This is a genomic window from Nocardia miyunensis NBRC 108239 (genome assembly GCF_001613065.1).
GTDB lineage: Bacteria > Actinomycetota > Actinomycetes > Mycobacteriales > Mycobacteriaceae > Nocardia > Nocardia miyunensis.
Map to the genome: position 1 here is coordinate 12,316 of NZ_BDBQ01000061.1, position 19,211 is coordinate 31,526.

A 19,211-nucleotide genomic window follows, 5' to 3' on the forward strand; every position below is an offset into this window, starting at 1 on the left:
CCCGGCTCGCTGGTATTTTGCTGTGCCGCAACGCAATCCGCTGGGATGCATAGGACGGCTGTGAGCAGTGGGCCACGCCGAGGAGCCGAGGGGCATCCGTAACACCCCGATCGGTGCTGAGGTGCGGCGGCAGTCCGGGCCCGGTATGCATGCTGTCGATGTCATGGCGTCCTCGGGTGCCGGGTAATCGGTTGCCATCTGCCGTGTGATCGTCGAAATGATGTTGCCGGTGTCCGCCCGGCGGCGGCACCATTGTGAGATGGATGACGCACGACCTGCGGTGCTGACGCCGGACGTCGCGCCGCCCGAACGAATCGACCTCGGCGACTTGGTCATTCGCCGGTGGGAGCGGGACGACACCGAGGCGCAGTTCCGGGCGATCGAGGCGTCGTACGCGGAGTTGCACACCTGGATGCCGTGGCTGCCGTCGCGACGGACGCGGGAGCAGCAGGCGGAGTTCATCGAGGCCGCGGTCGCGAGCTGGCCCGCCGACGGGAACTGCAACTACGGCATATTCGATTCGGCTGGAACGCTGCTCGGCACCGTCGGCCTGCACGATCGGGTCGGCCCGGCGACGCTGGAGATCGGATACTGGTGTCATACCGGATATACCGGCCGCGGTGTGATCACCCGGTCGGTTGCCGCGCTGGCCGAGATCGTGCTGGTCCTGCCCGGCGTCGAGCGCGTCGAAATCCACTGCGACGCAGCGAATGTCCGCAGTGCGGCCGTGCCCCGGCGGCTCGGGTGGCGTTTGGAGCGGACCGAGCCGCGCGAGCGGCATGCGCCGGGGGAGTCCGGTCAGGGGATGGTGTGGGCGCGCGAACGCGGCGATCTACCAGTGGGTTCCGGGGACCAGTCGCGCCGCGCGGCGCAGGACCGTACGGGTGGCGCGACCGGCCTGTGACCGTTCGTGGTGCGGTTTGCGTTGCGGGGCAAGCTCTTCCGTGGTCATGTCGGAAACGGGAGCGGCCTCGCCCTTGGCGGCGGGTGAGTCCGGCAGGGCGCGGTAGTAGCGGTGCAGGACCCGGTCCTTGAAACGCGGGGTGAACAGGCTGCCGTATTCGGCGAGGGTGCCCAGCGGGACGTCGATGCGCTTGGGGCGTTCGGTCAGTGCGCGCACGATGGTCGCCGCGGCCCATTCGGGGGATTCCGAGGGGCCCTGTCTACCGCTGGGGGTGATCATCGGGGTGCGCACCAGCGGCATGTGGATGGTGGTGAAAGTGACATTGTCCGCGAGCATTTCGGCCGCTGTCACCTCGGCGAACATGTCCAGTGCGGCCTTGGAGGCGAGGTAGGCGGCGAAGCGCGGGGTGGCGACCTGCACACCGGCGCTGGAGATATTGACGATATGCCCGAATCCGCGCTCGCGCATCTGCGGCAGCAGCGCCAACGTCATCCGCACCGCGCCGAAATAGTTGACCGCCATGGTGCGCTCGAAGTCGTGCATCCGGTCGGTGGAGCGGTGCACGGCCCGCCGGATGGAACGTCCGGCGTTGTTGACCAGCATGTCGACCCGTCCGTGCTCGTCGAGGACGGACGAAACGGTCCGCTCGACCGATTCGGCATCGGTGACATCGCAGCGATACCCGTGTGCGCGCCCGCCCGCGGCTCGCACCTCGGCGACCACCGCGGCCAATTCGTCCTCGCGGCGAGCCAGCAGTAGCACCACCGCGCCCTTGGCGGCGACCGCCAGCGCGGCGGCGCGGCCGATACCCGAGGAGGCCCCGGTGATGAGCACATACCTGCCGGTCAGATCCCGTCGGTTGCGGCGGGGCTGATCAGCCGCGTGATTGTCGGTCATCGCTGCTCCCTTGCAGATCGATTTGCCACGAACTTACTTCAAAGTAAGTTCCGCTGGCAATGTGAATGGGCCGCGCATCACACCGGTTGCTCCGAATCGAGGTGTGGACAACTCGGCGAGTGTCGGATCGGCGTCTTGATGATCGGCTGGTGCTCTCGACGCCAGGGCTGTCGTTGACCGGGGTGATCGAGGCGGGGGAGATGTTGTGACTCGGTGGCCGGGCGCCTGCTTCAACGGCCGGTTCGATGTTTCGTTCAACTCGTGATCGGCCCGGGGGCATCCAGGTCGAGGGGTGCTCGGCCTTGCTTCGAAATTTCGAATATCGAATGTATGTTCGAGTATAGAAGGAACCGAATGGTCTGTCGGAGGTGCGTATGGGCTGGGGGCACGGCCCGCCGAGCTGGGCGGAGATGGAACGGGTGCTTTCCGGGCGACCCGGCCGCGACCGGCCCGAGGGTGACGGCGGTGACAGTCCGGCCTGGTCGCGTAAACGCGGTGCGTATCGGGCGGGAGAACGGCCGCGCGGTGACGAACCCGTGGTGCCGTATGCGGAATTGCACGCGCACTCGGCCTACAGCTTTCTCGACGGCGCCTGTCAGCCCGAGGAACTCGTGGAGGAGGCGGTGCGGCTCGGGCTCGAGGCGCTCGCGCTGACCGATCACGACGGGTTCTACGGTGTGGTCCGGTTCGCGGAGGCCGCGGCCGAATGGGGGCTGCCGACGGTATTCGGCGCGGAACTGTCACTGGGCGATGCGGCCGGAGACGGCGCGGGGGACACCGAGCCGCGCGCGGGGAGTCCCGATCCGGGCGGCACACATCTGCTGGTGCTCGCCCGCGGGCAGGAGGGCTATCGCCGGCTGTCCCGGGAGATGTCGTTCGCGCACATGACAGGCGGGGAGAAGGGGATCCTGCGCTACGACCTGGATCGGCTCACCGCTGCGGCGGACGGGCACTGGCAGATCCTCACCGGATGTCGCAAAGGCCATGTGCGCCGGGCGCTTCGCGAGGGTGACGCACAGGCCGAGGCCGCGCTGCGGAACCTGGTGGAACGGTTCGGCCCGGACCGGGTCACCGTGGAACTGACTCGGCACGGCACCGCGACCGACGACGAGCGCAACGCCCGGCTCATCGCCCTGGCCGATCGGGCAGGGCTGCCGATCGTCGCCACCACCGCGGCGCATTTCGCCGCGCCCCGGCAGCGGCGGCTGGCGATGGCGCTGGCGGCGGTGCGGGCCCGGCAGAGTCTGGACGGTATGGACGGCTGGCTCGCTCCCGCCGGTGGTGCGCATCTGCGTTCGGGCGCGGAGATGGCACGTCTGTTCGCGGACTGCCCGCAGGCGGTGTCCAATGCCGTTGCCCTGGCCCGGGAATGCGCTTTCGATATCCAGTTGATCGCGCCGCGACTGCCGCCGTTCGACGTCCCCGACGGATACGACGAGAATTCCTGGCTGCGCAGGCTCACCTACGAGGGGGCCGAGCGGCGTTACGGCTCGCGGGCGGCGAATCCGAAGGCGTATCGGCAGCTCGACCACGAACTGCGAGTGATCTCGGATATGCGTTTTCCCGGTTATTTCCTGGTGGTGCACGACATCGTCGAGTTCTGCCGGAACAACGACATCCTGTGTCAGGGAAGGGGTTCGGCGGCCAACTCCGCGGTCTGCTATGCCATCGGCATCACCAATGTCGACCCGGTGGCCAACGAATTGTTGTTCGAACGTTTTCTGGCGCCCGAACGCGACGGACCGCCCGATATCGATATCGATATCGAATCCGATCGCCGGGAGGAGGCGATCCAGTATGTCTATCGCAGATACGGCCGGGAATACGCCGCGCAGGTGGCCAATGTGATCACCTATCGCGGCAAGTCCGCGGTTCGCGATGCCGCACGGGCACTGGGATTTTCGCCCGGGCAGCAGGATGCGTGGAGTAAACGGGTCAGCCGCTGGCACGGCGTCGCCGAGGAGACGGATTCCGATATTCCCGCCGAGGTCCTGGAATTGGCGGGCCGGATCGAGGGTCTGCCACGGCATCTGGGCATCCATTCCGGCGGCATGGTGATCTGCGATCGGCCCATCGCCGACGTATGCCCGGTGGAGTGGGCGCGCATGCCCGGACGCAGTGTGCTGCAGTGGGACAAGGACGATTGCGCGGTCGCGGGATTGGTGAAGTTCGATCTGCTCGGTCTGGGCATGCTCTCGGCGCTGCACTACATGATCGATCTGGTGCACGAGCACAAGGGCGAGCGCGTCGAGTTGCATCGGCTCGATCTCGCGGAATCCGCCGTGTACGAGATGCTTTCGCGGGCCGATTCGGTGGGCGTATTCCAGGTGGAGTCGCGAGCTCAGATGGCCACACTGCCGCGGCTGAAGCCACGTGAATTCTACGATCTCGTCGTGGAGGTGGCGCTGATCCGGCCCGGCCCCATTCAGGGTGGTTCGGTACATCCTTATATCCGCCGCCGCAACAAGCAGGAGAAGGCCACTTACGACCATGAGGCCCTGCGTAATTCGCTGTCCCGCACGCTGGGCGTGCCGCTGTTCCAGGAGCAGCTCATGCAGATGGCCGTCGACGTGGCCGGTTTCACCGCGGCCGAGGCGGATCAGCTGCGCCGGGCGATGGGCTCCAAACGCTCACCGCAGCGGATGGAGCGACTGCGCGAGCGCTTCTATCGCGGTATGCGCGAATTGCACGGCATCACCGGCGAATTGGCCGACCGGATCTACGAGAAGGTGTACGCCTTCGCGAATTTCGGCTTCCCGGAGAGTCATTCACAGAGCTTCGCCTCGCTGGTCTTCTATTCGGCGTGGTTCAAACTGCATCATCCGGCGGCGTTCTGCGCCGGACTGCTGAACGCGCAGCCGATGGGGTTCTACTCCCCGCAATCGCTGGTCGCCGATGCCCGGCGGCATGGGGTGGTGGTGCACGGTCCCGATGTCAACCACAGTCTCGCCGCGGCCACTCTGGAACAGCGCGGGACGCAGGTGCGGCTCGGGCTGGGCGCGGTCCGGCATCTCGGCGACGATCTGGCCGCCCGGATCGTCGCGGCTCGGGCGAGCGGTCCCTACACATCCTTCCTGGACCTGACCGGACGCGTGGAATTGACTGTGCCGCAGGCCGAATCGCTGGCCACCGCGGGTGCGCTGGACAGTCTCGGGATCACCCGGCGAGAGGCGCTGTGGGCCGCGGGCGCCGCGGCGGGGGAGCGGGCGGATCGGTTGCCCGGCACCGGCGCGGCCACCGCCGCGCCGGCACTTCCCGGGATGAGCGAGCTGGAGTTGGCCGCCGCCGACGTCTGGGCGACCGGTGTCTCGCCCGGCAGCTATCCGACCGAATTCCTGCGCCCGCAACTGGATGCGCTCGGCGTGATACCGGCCGCCGGATTACTCGCGGTGCCCGACGGTTCGAAGGTGCTGGTGGGCGGGGCCGTCACACATCGGCAGCGGCCCGCCACCGCCGCCGGGGTCACCTTCGTCAATCTGGAGGACGAGACCGGCATGGTGAACGTGGTGTGTTCGGTGGGGCTGTGGCAGCGTTATCGCCGCATCGCCCAGGGCGCGTCAGCACTGCTGGTGCGCGGACGTGTGCAGAACGCCGAGGGCGCGGTCACCGTCGTCGCGGAACATCTGCAACGCATGGATCTGCGCGTCGCATCGCGCTCACGCGACTTCCGGTGAACGTGGCGGCGGATGCGCGATCCGCACCCGCCGCCATCGGCTCAGAAGTCGCTACCGCCGCCTCCGCCGCCGTCACCGCCGCCGCCGTCGAATCCGCCCCCGCCGTCGCCGAAGCTGTAATCGCCTCCGCCGCCGCCGAACTGGTCGCCACCGCCCTGGTAGCCCTGGTCGTAACCGCCCTGGTCGTATTCACGGTCGCGCTCTTCCTCGCGACCCTCCATCTTCCCGAGTTCGTAGCCGAGCAGGCCGCCGCCCACCGCGCCGCCGACCGCGCCGATGCCACCGGCCATACCGGGGCTCATGCCGCCGCCCTGGTTGTAGCCCGGACCGTAACCGCCGCCGGGACCGTAGCCGCCCGGACCGTAACCACCGGGGCCGTAACCGCCCGGCGCGCCGCCGCCCCCGGGGAATCCGCCGCCACCACGCCGCCGCCGGATCACCGCGACGATGCCGGCCACGACCAGGACCACGATGATCAGCGGGCACAGCAAGCTCACCCAGCTGGTGCCGTGGTGGGTACTCGTGGCGTGGTGATACCGCTGTGGCGCAACACCGTTCGCGTTGTTCGGGGCGGCCTGGTTGGCGGTGCTCGCCAGTGATTGCAGTGCGGCAACCGTCGCGCCGGTGTAGTCGCCGGAGCCGAAGGCGCCCTTGAACGCCGCTCCCGCGGCCGAGGTGTCCCGGATGTGCGAATTCGAACCGGTCTCGATCGCCAGATGCCGGGACTTGGTGTTGATCGCGATCACCACGTCGGTCGCGCTCTTGACGTCCTTCTTCGCCTCGCTCTCGAAGGCGGAGTTGTCATCGGAGAACTTCTCGGTGGTGTAGATCTGCACCGGATCGGACAATGTGTTCCCGGCCGTGGTCACGCGCTCGGCGTCGAGAACCTTCGAATCGTCGTGAATGGTGACCGGACCGGCCAGCGCCGCACCTGTCGTCGCCAGGATTATTCCTACCGTCATCGCCAGCAGGACTGTCAGTCGCTTGGACATACCACACTCTCTGGTCGTTGCCAGGGCCCCGCCGCCCCCGTTCCTACGCGAGCCTACCGCGTCTCACAGACAAGACTCAGCGGTCTGGTATCGGCGCACTCGCGAATGAAAGAGCACGCACCCCTATTTTGTTCTCGCACCCTTCGCAAGCTGCGGAAAGAGTGCGCATGCCGGGAAGGGGTGCGGCTGTCGCTCGACTCGTGACAGGCACGCGCGGGGCCGGATACGGTGCCGGAAGTCGGTGAGCAGTCGTTCGAACAAGGGGGAAGAATGTCCGGTTCGTGTGTGGTCGGTGATTCGTGTGTGGTCGATACGGATGCGGTACGGCGATTCGGTCGGCTCGCGCGGCAGGCGGGCCAGGAGCTCGACGGGGTGCGCGGCGCGGCGATCCAGATCGCCACGGCGATCGGTGATCTGGTTCCGCACAGTGCCGCGGTGTCGCTACTGTGCGAATCGGCCCGCACCGCAGCGGATCTGGTCCAGCGCAGCGCCGATCGTCTCGGCGGGCTGGCCGAGCGCATCGATTCCGCGGTAAGCGCGTTCGTCGAGGCGGACCTCGCGCACGGCCGCCTGCTCGCCGGGCTGGAGGTGCGGATATGACCCCGCCGCGCTCGGTACTGGTGACCTGGCGGGCACTCGAGGCGGCCGATCGGATGCGGGCCGAATTCGGCAGGCACATCGGGGATCTGGAGACGTTGTCGGCCGCGGTGCGCACGGAATGTCATCGACTCGACGGTGACGGCTGGCAAGGCGCGGCCTTCGACGCGATGCTGGCCTCGGTCGAGGCGGCGCATCGCCACGACCGGATGCTGTGTGACCATGCCGAGGGCCTGTGCGCCGCGGGCGCCCAGGCCCTGTCCGACCTGCATTACACGGCAACGGCTCTGCTGGACTATGTCGCCGACGCCGAGGCGGCCGGATGTGCGGTCGCCGACGATTGGACGGTCACCGCCGGATCGTCGGCGGCCGCCGAATGGTCCGAGGTCATCGCCGAGGCCGTTGCCGCCGTCGATCGCGCAGAGGAGCGCGGCAGGCAGGCCGTCCTGGCGGTGGAGCACGAAATGCGGCATCTCGCGGCGGTTTTCGGCCGGGACGCGAATTCCGGTGATCCGCGCGATGACCGGAAATCCGTTCCACAGCCGCGGCCCTCCGATCGGGATGGCGCGACGAAGCCTTCCGAGGAATCCGATCGGGTTGTGGGTCCGGTCGCGCAGTCGGCCGCCGCCACGGTTCCGGCCGCTGCCGCGCGGACCGATCCCGCGATCAATTCGACTCCTGCGGTGAATTCGGCCCCCGCCGTGGATTCAGCTCTCGCACAGTCGTTTCCGATGCCGGAGGTGCAGGAGTCCGGCGGCGTACTTCCCGCACCGGGCTTCGCCGACGCGAATACCGCTCGCGCAGCGGTATCGCCTCCGCTCCCGCCGCGGCAATCCGCGCAGCCGCCGGGCATCACGGCTGAGCAGCTCACCGCGATCATGCCGAATCTGCCGATGGATCGGGCCCGGCAGTATCTGCCCGCCCTCGACGCGGCCATGCGGGAGGGGAATATCACCACTCCCGTGCGGCGAGCCGCATTCCTGGCGCAGCTGGCCCATGAAAGTGGTGAATTCCGGTATTTCGAGGAGCTGGGCGACGATGCCTACTTTCACCAGTACGACCCGGGCCAGCCGAATACCGCCGCCGGAAACACCCAGCCGGGTGATGGCCCGCGCTATCACGGCCGCGGCCCCATCCAGCTGACCGGCCGCGCCAACTACCGCGCCGCGGGCCAGGCCCTGGGGCTGGACCTGGAGGGTGATCCCGAGCTGGCGGCCCGCCCGGATATCGGTTTCCGGATCGCTCAGTGGTACTGGACCTCGCGCAATATCAACGCCCTGGCCGACGCCGGTGATTTCGCCGCGGTCACCCGGGCGGTGAACGGTGGATACAACGGTCTGCAGGCCCGTGAGGCCTACTACCGCCGCGCCCTGGAGGTGCTCGGATGAGCGGCCGGAAGCACTGCGGGGCAATGGTTTCGGCGCTGATCGGGTGCGCGCTGATCGTCTCTGGCTGTGCCGCCGGAATGTCACCGGCACGGTCGGATACGGGTCGCAGCGCCGATGCGCCGGCGAGTGCGCGGCCATTCGTCTTCCGTACCCGCACCGAACTGGTTCTGGCCACATCGCAGCGGGTGGTCGGGCGGTATCGCGGGAGCTATTCCGAAAGCGGTTTCACACAGGACAATTCGCATATCTACGCGCTCGACGGCTCCGGTGGGCTCACCGCGATGGAGGTGAGGCAAGGCGCCGTGCTGCCGGGTCGGGTGGACTGTCACTGTGCTCGCGTCTTCGCGCTGCACGGGACGACGGTCGGCTGGTGGAACGAGCCGGACAGTCTCATCCAGGCCGATCTGCGTGATCCGCACCCCACCGTGCGAACCAGGATCACCCTGCCGTCACCGGATCCGATCGCGCCGGGTGCGGTGGTATCGGGCCCGCATCTGCTCGCGGCGGGTGAGCGGGTGCTCGTGTTCGATCGGGTCGAATCACCGCCCGGTGCGTCCTGGGGCGTCAATCACCTCTTCCTCGTCGATACCGACACCGGTGTCGTGCGTGCGCTGGGCCGGGTCGAGGGCGTCAACACCGCCTTCGACCGGGCCGTGCTGCGCCCGGACGGGCAGGCGGTCGCGATCGCGGGCCGAATCCGCGACGGAATTGCCTGCGGCACAGCGCGATTACTGCATATCGACCTGCTGAACGATCGGATCGACACGCTCGACCCACCCGTCGCCTCGGCCTGTTCGTCGCTGGAGGATCTGCGCTGGGACGGCGCGGATCTGACCACCACCTACGCGACCTGGGAGTCCAGAGCCGCGAGCCATCTCGTCACCGCCGTCTGGAACCGATCCGGTGCGCGATGGGAGCGTCGCGGCGGCGGCGACACTCTGCGTTACGGCTCACTCGCCCCGGCGACCGCCCTCGAACTCCGTCGCACCGGTTCCGCGCAGCCCGGTACGACCCATGCCGGTGATCTGCTGCTCACCACACCCGGACGGTTGCAGGTCCTCGCGCACGACGTCGTCGATGTCCGGCTCCCGCATGTCTAGGCTCGGACTACACCGCACCCGGAAAGCCCAGCTGCCGCCACGCCTCGTACACCGCGACGGCCGCGGCATTGGACAGATTCATCGATCGCCGACCGGGCAGCATCGGAATCCGCAGCCGATCGGTGATGTGCGGATCGGTCAGCACCTCCTCGGGCAGTCCGGTCGGCTCCGGTCCGAACAACAGCACATCGCCCTCGCGATAGGCGATATCCGTGTAATGCGTCTTCGCTGTGGCGGTGAAGGCGAACGTCCGCTCGGGATTCAAGGATTCCCATGCGGCGGAAAGGTTTTCGTGCACGGTGACCGTGGCGAGATCGTGATAGTCCAGCCCGGCCCGGCGCAGCTTGGGCTCGGACAGGTCGAAACCCAGCGGCTCGATCAGGTGCAACGAGAACCCGGACCCCGCCGCCAGTCGAATCGCGTTGCCGGTATTCGGCGGAATCCGTGGTTCGAAGAACATCAGTCTGAGCACAGCAGAACGCAGCCTTTCATCACGTCCGGACGGGATGAACCCTACGTCCCCGCCCGCCACCGCCCGGGTGTCGGGAGGCCATGGCGAACGAATGCGAGAATCGGGGGGTGACCGATGCTTCCGCAACCGCTCATTCCGAACGACCGCTCGGATACCTGCGTAACCAGCTGCCGATGGTGCTGGTGGCGGTTGTGCTGGTGGTGGCCGTGGTTTTCCTGGTGCAGGATCGGTGGCGACGTGGGGCGTTCGTCATCGGCGGTGCGCCGCTGCTGGCATCGGCGCTGCGACTGGTGCTCCCGGAGGTCCGGGTCGGCCTGCTGGCGGTGCGCGGCAAGCCGTTCGACGTCGTCGCCTATGCGGTGCTGGGCGGCACGATCATCGCGCTGGCGGCGACGATCAGCAGCCTGGGCGTCGGCTGAACCGACTTGCGAGCTGCCGATCCTCCGATCACGGCCGCGCGGTGCGTGCCAGATCCATCGTCTGGGCGAGCAGCTTGCCGACCGCCTCGGTCTCGGTCAGGAATCCGTCGTGGCCGTCCCTGGAGTGCACGACCTCGAGCCGGGCGCAGCCGGGCAGCAGATCGGCCAGTTCCTGCTGGGTGCGCAGCGGGTACAGCCGGTCCGAGTCGACACCGCCGACCACACAGGGCACCGGTATCGCGGCGAGTGCCGCTGCCACGCCGCCGCGCCCGCGGCCGATGTCGTGCCGGTTCATGGCCTCGGTCAGCAGTACGTAGCTGGCCGCGTCGAAGCGGTTCGCGAGCTTGCGGGCCTGGTGGTCCAGATAGCTCTGCACCGCGTAGCGGCCACCGTTCCGTGGGTCCTCACCGTCCTGGGCGCGATTCTCGAAGCGGTGATCCAGCTCGAAATCCGTGCGGTAGGTCAGGTGCGCGATGCGCCGGGCGATGCCGAGACCGCTCGTCGGGGCCCGGCCGGTGCCGTGATAGTCGCCACCCTGCCAGTCCGGGTCGGCGGTGATGGCGGCGATCTGCGTGGTCTGGGTGCCGATCTGGTCGGCGGTCGCGCGGGGTCCGACGGCCAGCACCAGCGCGGCGCCCACCCGCTCCGGATATCCGGCCATCCACTCCAGCACCCGCATACCGCCCATCGACCCACCGGCCACCGCGGCGATCCGCTCGATGCCGAGCAGATCGAACAGCGCCACCTCCGCGGTCACCTGATCGCGAATGGAGATTTCGGGAAACCTTGCCCCCCAAGGCTTTCCGTCCGGACCGGGAGATGCCGGACCGGTGCTGCCCTTACATCCGCCCAGCACGTTGGTGGCGATCACGCACCATTCGTCGGTGTCCAGCGGCGCGCCCGGACCGACGATGCCGTCCCACCAGCCCGGCAGCGGATGCAGATCATCGGGCGCGCCGGTGACGTGCGAGTCGCCGGTCAGCGCGTGTTCGATCAGCACGACGTTGTCCGCCGCGGGCGAGAGTTCGCCCCAGCGCTGGACGGCCAGTTCGACCCCGGGGATCACGGCCCCGTTCTCGAGCCGGATCTCGCCGACGGCGATCGTGCCCAGACTTCCGTCCGGCGGGGGCAGCAAGGTTGCTGCGCGATTACTGGATGTGCCCGGGTCGATACTCACGGTCACCGCGCCACCGCCGCCTCGGGAGGCGAAATCCGCCCATCCCTCGGCCTCGCGATCATCGCGCGGAGTGCCCGCGCACGGGTGCCCGAAACCGGGTCGACGACGGGGGAACACACGTCCTCGATGGTAGTCACAGCGTTCCGGCGGCTCGGCGTCGCGCGGGTATATCGGGGCCGATCAGCGAATATCGGTGTGCGGTGCGGGCTGTGCGGCACGGAGTCCGGATCGGTCGCGGGCGCGGTCGAGTTACTCATGTCATGCTCCGAGAGGTCTGCCGGTGGGCGTCAGCGGGGTCCGGATAATGGACAGCTACAACACATTTCGGGATTCCTCCTGATGATCGCGCTTGCTCCCGGCCTTCGGGAGCCCGGTCATCACCCGGAGCACCCCACCGCAACAGGAGGGTTGCCGACCAGCGAGCCGGGGCTTGACGCTGGTGCTCATGACCTTCCGGACATCGTAGCCGGAGCCCACGGGAGTTCGAAACCCGTGGTGTATTTCACCAGGTCCGGGCGGAATCGCCGCCCCAGCGCGGCGGTTGCACGAAGTAAAGGAGAAGTCGTGCGGATGTGACGGATATATCACTCGGGGTAGGTCCGGTGCCGCTGAGATCCGTCGCACCAGTACGCTTGTTCTGTTTGGCACCTCGAGTCTCGTGGACAAAACGGGGCGTATACGTTGTCTGTTGAACAGCTGGGTCCGCTCACAAGCGTGTTCACCTGGCGGAACAATGGGAGCACCATCCTAGGAGGACACGAAGATCCATGTCCAAGATCAAGGTTGAGGGAACCGTCGTCGAACTCGACGGCGACGAGATGACCCGAATCATTTGGCAGTTCATCAAGGACAAGCTGATTCACCCGTACCTCGATGTGAATCTCGAGTACTACGACCTCGGTATCGAGTACCGGGACAAGACCGACGACCAGGTGACCGTCGACGCCGCCAACGCCATCAAGCAGCACGGCGTCGGTGTGAAGTGTGCCACCATCACCCCCGATGAGGCGCGCGTCGAGGAATTCGGCCTGAAGAAGATGTACCGGTCGCCCAACGGCACCATCCGCAACATCCTCGGCGGCACCATCTTCCGCGCACCCATCATCATCTCGAACGTTCCGCGCCTGGTCCCGGGCTGGACGAAGCCGATCATCATCGGCCGTCACGCCTTCGGCGACCAGTACCGCGCCACCGACTTCAAGGTGCATCAGGCGGGAACCGTCACGCTCACCTTCACTCCGGAGGACGGCAGCGAACCGATCGTCCACGAGGTCGTGAAGCTGCCCGAGGACGGCGGCGTCGTGATGGGCATGTACAACTTCAAGAAGTCGATCGAGGACTTCGCGCGGGCATCGCTCAACTATGGCCTGCAGCAGAACTACCCGGTGTACATGTCGACGAAGAACACCATCCTGAAGGCCTACGACGGCATGTTCAAGGACACCTTCCAGGAGATCTTCGAGACCGAGTTCAAGGCCCAGTTCGAGGCCGCCGGCCTGACCTACGAGCACCGCCTCATCGATGACATGGTCGCCTCCGCGCTGAAGTGGGAGGGCGGCTACGTCTGGGCCTGCAAGAACTACGACGGCGATGTGCAGTCCGACACCGTCGCGCAGGGCTTCGGCTCGCTGGGCCTGATGACCTCGGTGCTGCTGACCCCGGACGGCAAGACCTGTGAGGCCGAGGCCGCGCACGGAACCGTGACCCGGCACTACCGCCAGCACCAGCAGGGCAAGCCCACCTCCACCAACCCGATCGCATCGATCTTCGCGTGGACCCGCGGCATCGCGCATCGCGGCAAGCTGGACAACACTCCCGAGGTGATCGGCTTCGCGCAGACCCTCGAGGACGTCGTCATCAAGACCGTCGAGGACGGCCAGATGACCAAGGATCTGGCGCTGCTGGTCGGCGGCGATCAGGGCTACCTGACCACCGAGGAGTTCCTCGGCGTGCTCGATGCCAACCTGGCGCGCGAGCTGAGCTGACCCGATCCGCTCGTCCGGCGTACGTGACGTCGGGAGAGCCGCAACACCGGGCACCCGCCCCCACCGTCCACGGTGGCCGCGGGTGCCCGAACTGTTTCCCGGGGGGTGATTCCGGCAACAGCGCAGATGCCCGCACACCGCCGAGAGCCGGAAACCGTTATCGCCGAGCGATTTCGGAGTCCGCGCGATTTCCGCACCGACGACCGTGAGTGAGATCACCGGTGACGCGGGTATCGAGCCCCCGTGCTGCCGTGTTGCGCTTGACCGTGCCCGAACCCCTCTCCGCGCCCGAAGTGCCCGTGCAGCTCTCACCTGTCCGCCGTGACGGTGATCCGGCCGTCCACCCGCCGCGGGACGAATCCGCACCGCGCACGCGCTGGCACATTCCGGCGATGCTGGCGCTGGCGCTGGGCGGATTCGGTATCGGGACCACCGAATTCGTCACGATGGGCCTGCTGCCGGATATCGCGCACGCCATGCACGTGTCCGAACCGACGGCGGGGTACAGCGTGTCGGCCTATGCGCTGGGCGTGGTGGTCGGCGCGCCGGTGATCGCGGCGCTGTGCGCGCGGGTGCCGCGCAAGCGGTTGCTGGTCTTCCTGATGGCCGCGTTCACCGTGGGCAATCTCGCGACCGTGCTCGCGCCGACGTTCGGCACGCTGGTGCTTGCCCGGTTCGTCTCCGGACTTCCGCACGGCGCGTACTTCGGCGTCGCCTCGCTCGCCGCGGCGACACTGGCCCCGGCGGGACAGCGCGCCAAGGCGATCGCCGCGGTTATGCTGGGGTTGAGCGCCGCCAATGTTGTCGGCGTTCCCGCTGCCACCTGGCTCGGCCAGAATCTCGGCTGGCGGGACGCCTATCTCGTGGTCGCCGCGATCGGCCTGGCGACGGTCGTCGCCATCGCACGTTTCGTACCGCAGTTGTCCGGAATCCGGATCACCGATCCGCGCACCGAACTTGGTGCGCTGCGCCGCCCGCAGGTGTTGCTGACCCTGCTGGTCGGCGCGGTCGGCTTCGGCGGCATGTTCGCGGTCTACACCTACATCACCACCACGCTCACCGACGTGGCCGGACTCTCGCTGAATCTGGTTCCGGTGGTACTGGCTCTGTTCGGCCTCGGCATGATCGTCGGGAGCATCCTCGGCGGGGTGCTGGCCGATCGCGGTGTGGACTCCTCGGTGTTCGCCGCGCTGATCGCGATGGTGGTCATCCTCGCGGGATTCGTTGCGGCAGCGCATAATCCGATCTCCGCCTCGGTAGGCGCGTTTCTGGTCGGCGCGGCGGGTGCGGCGATCTCGCCCGGCTTGCAGACCCGGTTGATGGATGTCGCCCACGATGCCCAGACTCTCGCCGCGGCGCTCAACCACGCCGCGCTGAACATCGCCAACGCGGGCGGTGCGTGGCTGGGCGGGCGCGTCATCGCGGCGGGGCTGGGGTACACCGCCCCGGCCGCCGTCGGTGCCGGACTTGCCGTGGCCGGCGTGCTGCTGTTCACCGTTACCGTTCGCCTCGCACGGCGTTCTGTCTGACCGCTGTCATTCGGCTCCCGGCTACGGGTGAGGTCGGTCTACGTCGACGGCGCGGGTCTGCCCGCGCCCCGCATTTCCATTCAGACCTGAATGTAAGTGTAGAATTCCCGGAATGACCAGGCCCGCACCGTCCAAGCCGTTGCGCCGGACGCAGGAGCAGCGCAGCAGTGAGATGCGGGTGCGGCTGCTCGACGCGACCATCGATTGCCTGGTCGAATTCGGTTACGCCGGGACGACGACGCCGCGGGTGGCCGAGCGGGCGGGGGTCACCCGGGGCGCGCAGGTGCATCATTTCGGGTCCAAGACCGATCTTGTGGTGGCCGCGATCAGTCATCTGGCGCAGCGGCGCACCGAGGCGGCCATGCGCGAACTCGGCCGGGTGCGGGTCGGGGGCGATCCGATCGGGGCCATGCTCGATTCGCTCTGGACGCTGCATCAGGGGCCGCTGTTCATCGCGGCGATGGAGCTGTGGGTGGCCGGGCGCACCGACGCGGTGCTCGCCGCCGAGATGGAGAAGGTCGAGCCCTTCGTCAACAACGCGGTCCTGATGTCCGTCGCACAATTCGTCCCGGACGAGTTGCGGCGCAAAGAGGTTCGCGATTTCGTCTACACCGCCATGGACGCCCTGCGGGGAATCCTGGTGTCCAACTTCATCTCTCCCGATCCCGAACGCGCCCAACGTCGTTGGCGTCGCGCCTCGGCTCATCTGCGTGCCGCCGCCGACTCCCTGCTCACCGGCCTGAACCTCACCGCCGACTGATCCAGCCCCCCCACCGGCATTCCCATCGAGGCTCGGGGACCCGCACGGATGTGCCGCCGGACCCTCCGCCGCGTCGCTGCGATGCGGTATTTCGCACGCTCGGCCACCCGGGTACGTTGCTCCGATGCCGGTGTGAGCATAGCTGTGCGCGTAATCGACTCGGGCACAATATATTTCGCTTATCGAATCGATAGACCGCGAGCGATGTTCGCCGTGGGCCACTCCGTGACGTGGCTCGGAGTCGGATCGGTTGGGTAGCCGCTCGATGTTCGCGTCAGCGGTTGTGGACGGTGGATCGTGCTGCCGGGCTGCTTGTCGGCTTCCGGTTCGGGTCGGTACACGGTGCGAATGGGTCCGGGCGAACATCGCGGGCTGTATGTCATCGGCCCGGTTTGAACTCGGCATCTTCTCAGGAAGCAGCCCTTGCCATGTTACATACAGCTTTGTATGTTTGTTTTATTCGGTCCCGCGGGAGTCGTGGATGCCGTCGCCGGCGTGCGGTCGGCGGCCGGAGGTGAGGAGCGCAGTTCGATGGCGAACAAGGTCTACGTCGTCGGCGTCGGCATGACGAAGTTCGAGAAGCCGGGGCGTCGCAAGAACGAGGACGGCAGCGACTGGGACTACCCGGATATGGCGCGTGAGTCGGGCACCAAGGCCCTGGCCGACGCCGGAATCGCGTACGAGCGGGTGCAGCAGGCGTATGTCGGCTACGTGTACGGCGAATCCACCTCCGGACAGCGCGCGGTCTACGAACTGGGGATGACCGGTATTCCCGTGGTCAACGTCAACAACAACTGTTCGACCGGATCGACCGCGCTCTACCTTGCGGCACAGGCGATTCGGGGCGGTCTGGCCGACTGCACGCTGGCGCTGGGCTTCGAGAAGATGCAGCCCGGCTCGCTCGGATCGACCTGGGACGACCGGGAACAGCCGATGGCCGAGCACATCATGGCGATGGCCGAGATCTCCGAGGTGTTGTTCCCGGTGGCGCCCTGGATGTTCGGCGCCGCGGGTCGCGAGCATATGAAGCAATACGGCACTACCGCAGAGCATTTCGCGAAGATCGGGTTCAAGAACCACAAGCATTCGGTGAACAATCCGTATTCCCAGTTCCAGGAGGAGTACACCCTCGACGACATCCTGGGCGCGCGGATGATCTACGACCCGCTGACCAAACTGCAGTGCTCGCCGACCTCCGACGGTTCGGGCGCGGTCGTACTGGCCTCGGAGTCCTTCGTCGACGCGCACGGCTTGGCCGGGCAGGCGGTGGAGATCGTCGGGCAGGCCATGACCACCGATTTCAGGTCCAGCTTCGATGGCACGGCGAAGAATCTTATCGGCTACGACATGAATGTCCAAGCCGCGCAACAGGTATACGCGCAATCCGGCCTGGGTCCGGCGGACTTCCAGGTGATCGAACTGCACGACTGCTTCTCCGCCAACGAGCTGCTGACGTACGAGGCGCTGGGGCTGTGCGCGGAGGGTGAGGCCGCCGCGCTGCTGGACGCGAATCAGACCACGTACGGCGGTAAATGGGTGGTCAACCCGTCGGGCGGCCTGATCTCCAAGGGACATCCTTTGGGCGCCACCGGATTGGCTCAGTGCTCGGAACTGACCTGGCAGCTGCGCGGTACGGCCGACAAGCGTCAGGTCCCGAACGTGACCGCCGCATTGCAGCACAACATCGGCCTCGGCGGCGCGGCCGTCGTCACTGCGTACCAGCGCGCCGATCGGTGATCGCTGCCCACCCGATCCGCATATCCGCCGGAACAAATTGCCCGGCAACCGAACTCGACGAGGAGTAGGACCATGGGACATATCGAGTACACCAAGAAGATGGCCGCCGGACCCGAGGCGCTGTGGGCCGTGGTCGGCAATCCGAACACCTGGGGTGACTGGTTCTCCATCCACGAACGCTGGATGGAGGAGCCCCCGGCCACCCTCGAGGTCGGCAGCAAGCTCGTCGCCAAGGTGGTGATGCTGGGGATGGCGAACAAATTCGAATGGAACGTCGTCGCGGTCGAAGCACCCAGCACGCTCACCCTCGGTGCGACCGGAATGGCCGGTGTTCAGGTCGAATTCACCTTCCGGATCTCCGCTGCGGACGAGGGCAGCGAACTGTCGCTCCAGGGCGATTTCGAGGGCGCGCTGATCAAGGGCGCACTCGGCAAGGCGGTGGAGAAGGACGGGATGAAACAGCTCGAGACTTCCCTGGATGCCCTCGATACTCTGGCCGCGGCATGAACGGTCAGGCGCGGAGGCGGCAGCGGAGCGTAACCACGCAGCGCCCCGGCTCATGCCGTGGTGGATACAGCATGAACGGTCAGGCGCGGAGGCGGCAGCGGAGCGTAACCACGCAGCGCCCCGGCTCATGCCGTGAGGGCACAGCGTGAGTACGAAGACGGTCGTATTCGACGATTCGGGGCTGAACGCCTGGTCCGACGAGGAGCGGTTCGAGGTCACCCGGGAGCGGATCGCCGAATATGCCGCTGCCACGAATGATCCCATCGCCGCCCATCGCTCCGGCGAGGTCGCGTCACCGGTTTTCGCGATCGTCCCGGTATTCGACGCCATGCTGGTCCCGGTGATCGATGTGGCCCCGATGGACATCTTCGGCCGAGTCGTGCACGGGGAGCAGGACTTTCACTTCCACCGTCCGATTCGCCCGGGTGAGACGCTGGTGGCCAGGGCCCGCGCGATCGGGTACGCGAGCCGCAGCAGTGGCAGCACGATCACCATCCATATCGAAACCCGTTCCGAGGCAGGGGATCCGGTCAACGAGCAGTACCTGACCGCGTTCTTCCGCAATGTGGACGCGGGCCGCACGGTCGGGGAATCGGGGCCGCCGCACGGATTCGGCGAGGCCCTGCGTGCGCGGGATCCGATCGCGGTGGTGCCGCAGCACGTGGACCAGGACCAGACCTTCCGCTACGCACCCGCGTCGGGTGATCCGGTGCCGCTGCACCTGGACGAGGAGGTCGCCAAGGACGCCGGACTGCCCGGCATCATCGCGCACGGCCTGTGCACGATGGCCTTCGCCTCCTGGGCCGTGCTCACCGAGGTCGGCGGATCCGACGTCAGCCGGGTGCGCAGGTTCGCCGTCCGGTTCGCGGGACTCGTGTTCCCCGGCGACGATCTGTCCACCCGCATCTGGAAGGCCGAGCCCGGCAACGGCACAACCACTTACGCATTCGAGACCGTGCGCGGACAGGACGTCGTGCTCAGCGACGGTCTCGCCGAGATCGCGGACTGATATTCCGGTCGCCCGGCGCGCGCGTTTCGCGAGCCGAACGCCCGCCGGGCCCGTAGATTCATCG

The 19,211-nt window shown here is 67.4% G+C and carries 16 protein-coding genes and 1 riboswitch; of the genes, 12 read left to right on the forward strand and 4 right to left on the reverse strand.

The window, feature by feature from the left end:
• Positions 1 to 259: 259 nt before the first annotated feature.
• Entirely contained in the window at positions 260 to 904 is a 645-nt protein-coding gene (locus NM2_RS26175) for a GNAT family N-acetyltransferase (protein WP_084531573.1), read from the forward strand.
• Here NM2_RS26175 and NM2_RS26180 read toward each other — a convergent pair.
• Positions 833 to 1,801, reverse strand: a complete 969-nt coding sequence (locus NM2_RS26180) for an SDR family NAD(P)-dependent oxidoreductase (protein WP_067673893.1) — start codon at positions 1,799 to 1,801, stop codon at positions 833 to 835. The two genes, NM2_RS26175 and NM2_RS26180, sit on opposite strands and share 72 nt — an antisense overlap.
• A 374-nt stretch (positions 1,802 to 2,175) precedes the next feature.
• On the opposite strand from NM2_RS26180, the gene NM2_RS26185 reads away from it, so the two are divergent.
• Positions 2,176 to 5,475, forward strand: coding sequence for an error-prone DNA polymerase (locus NM2_RS26185; RefSeq protein ID WP_067673895.1), 3,300 nt, complete (start codon positions 2,176 to 2,178; stop codon positions 5,473 to 5,475).
• 41 nt (positions 5,476 to 5,516) lie between these two features.
• Here the strand turns inward: NM2_RS26185 and NM2_RS26190 are convergent, their stop codons facing one another.
• A complete protein-coding gene (locus NM2_RS26190; protein ID WP_067673897.1) occupies positions 5,517 to 6,467 on the reverse strand; it encodes a hypothetical protein in 951 nt (316 codons plus the stop codon).
• Positions 6,468 to 6,737: 270 nt separating this feature from the next.
• Between NM2_RS26190 and NM2_RS26195 the strand changes: the two genes are divergently transcribed.
• From NM2_RS26195 to NM2_RS26205, 3 genes are read left to right on the forward strand one after another with little or no spacing between them, the layout of a single operon-like run.
• On the forward strand, positions 6,738 to 7,067 hold the full coding sequence (locus NM2_RS26195; RefSeq protein ID WP_067673898.1) for a hypothetical protein: 330 nt from the start codon (positions 6,738 to 6,740) through the stop codon (positions 7,065 to 7,067).
• Entirely contained in the window at positions 7,064 to 8,452 is a 1,389-nt protein-coding gene (locus NM2_RS50975; protein WP_218025990.1) for a glycoside hydrolase family 19 protein, read from the forward strand. The genes NM2_RS26195 and NM2_RS50975 overlap by 4 nt, the downstream gene beginning before the upstream one ends.
• Positions 8,449 to 9,552 carry a hypothetical protein gene (locus tag NM2_RS26205; protein ID WP_157121315.1) on the forward strand — a complete coding sequence of 368 codons (1,104 nt, stop codon included), beginning with the start codon at positions 8,449 to 8,451 and terminating at the stop codon, positions 9,550 to 9,552. Before NM2_RS50975 ends, NM2_RS26205 begins: the two co-directional genes overlap by 4 nt.
• A gap of 7 nt (positions 9,553 to 9,559) precedes the next feature.
• On the opposite strand, the gene NM2_RS26210 is transcribed toward NM2_RS26205, so the two are convergent.
• Positions 9,560 to 10,024, reverse strand: a complete 465-nt coding sequence (locus NM2_RS26210) for a tRNA (cytidine(34)-2'-O)-methyltransferase (protein WP_067673902.1) — start codon at positions 10,022 to 10,024, stop codon at positions 9,560 to 9,562.
• 173 nt (positions 10,025 to 10,197) lie between these two features.
• On the opposite strand from NM2_RS26210, the gene NM2_RS26215 reads away from it, so the two are divergent.
• Positions 10,198 to 10,443 carry a DUF3017 domain-containing protein gene (locus NM2_RS26215; protein ID WP_067674021.1) on the forward strand — a complete coding sequence of 82 codons (246 nt, stop codon included), beginning with the start codon at positions 10,198 to 10,200 and terminating at the stop codon, positions 10,441 to 10,443.
• A 28-nt stretch (positions 10,444 to 10,471) separates the two neighbouring features.
• Here NM2_RS26215 and metX read toward each other — a convergent pair whose 3' ends face one another.
• Positions 10,472 to 11,626 carry a homoserine O-acetyltransferase MetX gene (gene metX, locus NM2_RS26220; RefSeq protein ID WP_084531575.1) on the reverse strand — a complete coding sequence of 385 codons (1,155 nt, stop codon included), beginning with the start codon at positions 11,624 to 11,626 and terminating at the stop codon, positions 10,472 to 10,474.
• 334 nt (positions 11,627 to 11,960) lie between these two features.
• A riboswitch (SAM riboswitch) is annotated at positions 11,961 to 12,071 on the reverse strand.
• A gap of 316 nt (positions 12,072 to 12,387) precedes the next feature.
• On the opposite strand from metX, the gene NM2_RS26225 reads away from it, so the two are divergent.
• From NM2_RS26225 to NM2_RS26250, 6 genes are all read left to right on the forward strand, one after another.
• Positions 12,388 to 13,605 (forward strand): NADP-dependent isocitrate dehydrogenase, encoded by a 1,218-nt coding sequence (locus NM2_RS26225; protein WP_067673904.1) that lies wholly within the window; start codon positions 12,388 to 12,390, stop codon positions 13,603 to 13,605.
• A 392-nt stretch (positions 13,606 to 13,997) separates the two neighbouring features.
• Positions 13,998 to 15,134, forward strand: coding sequence for an MFS transporter (locus NM2_RS26230; RefSeq protein ID WP_067674025.1), 1,137 nt, complete (start codon positions 13,998 to 14,000; stop codon positions 15,132 to 15,134).
• Between the two features lie 112 nt (positions 15,135 to 15,246).
• Positions 15,247 to 15,894: a TetR/AcrR family transcriptional regulator gene (locus tag NM2_RS26235; protein WP_067673906.1), complete on the forward strand. Its 648-nt coding sequence runs from the start codon at positions 15,247 to 15,249 to the stop codon at positions 15,892 to 15,894.
• A gap of 531 nt (positions 15,895 to 16,425) precedes the next feature.
• On the forward strand, positions 16,426 to 17,631 hold the full coding sequence (locus tag NM2_RS26240; protein WP_067674027.1) for a lipid-transfer protein: 1,206 nt from the start codon (positions 16,426 to 16,428) through the stop codon (positions 17,629 to 17,631).
• A 72-nt stretch (positions 17,632 to 17,703) separates the two neighbouring features.
• Entirely contained in the window at positions 17,704 to 18,138 is a 435-nt protein-coding gene (locus NM2_RS26245; protein WP_067673908.1) for a type II toxin-antitoxin system Rv0910 family toxin, read from the forward strand.
• Between the two features lie 145 nt (positions 18,139 to 18,283).
• Positions 18,284 to 19,147, forward strand: coding sequence for a MaoC/PaaZ C-terminal domain-containing protein (locus tag NM2_RS26250; protein ID WP_067673910.1), 864 nt, complete (start codon positions 18,284 to 18,286; stop codon positions 19,145 to 19,147).
• The last annotated feature ends 64 nt before the right edge of the window (positions 19,148 to 19,211 follow it).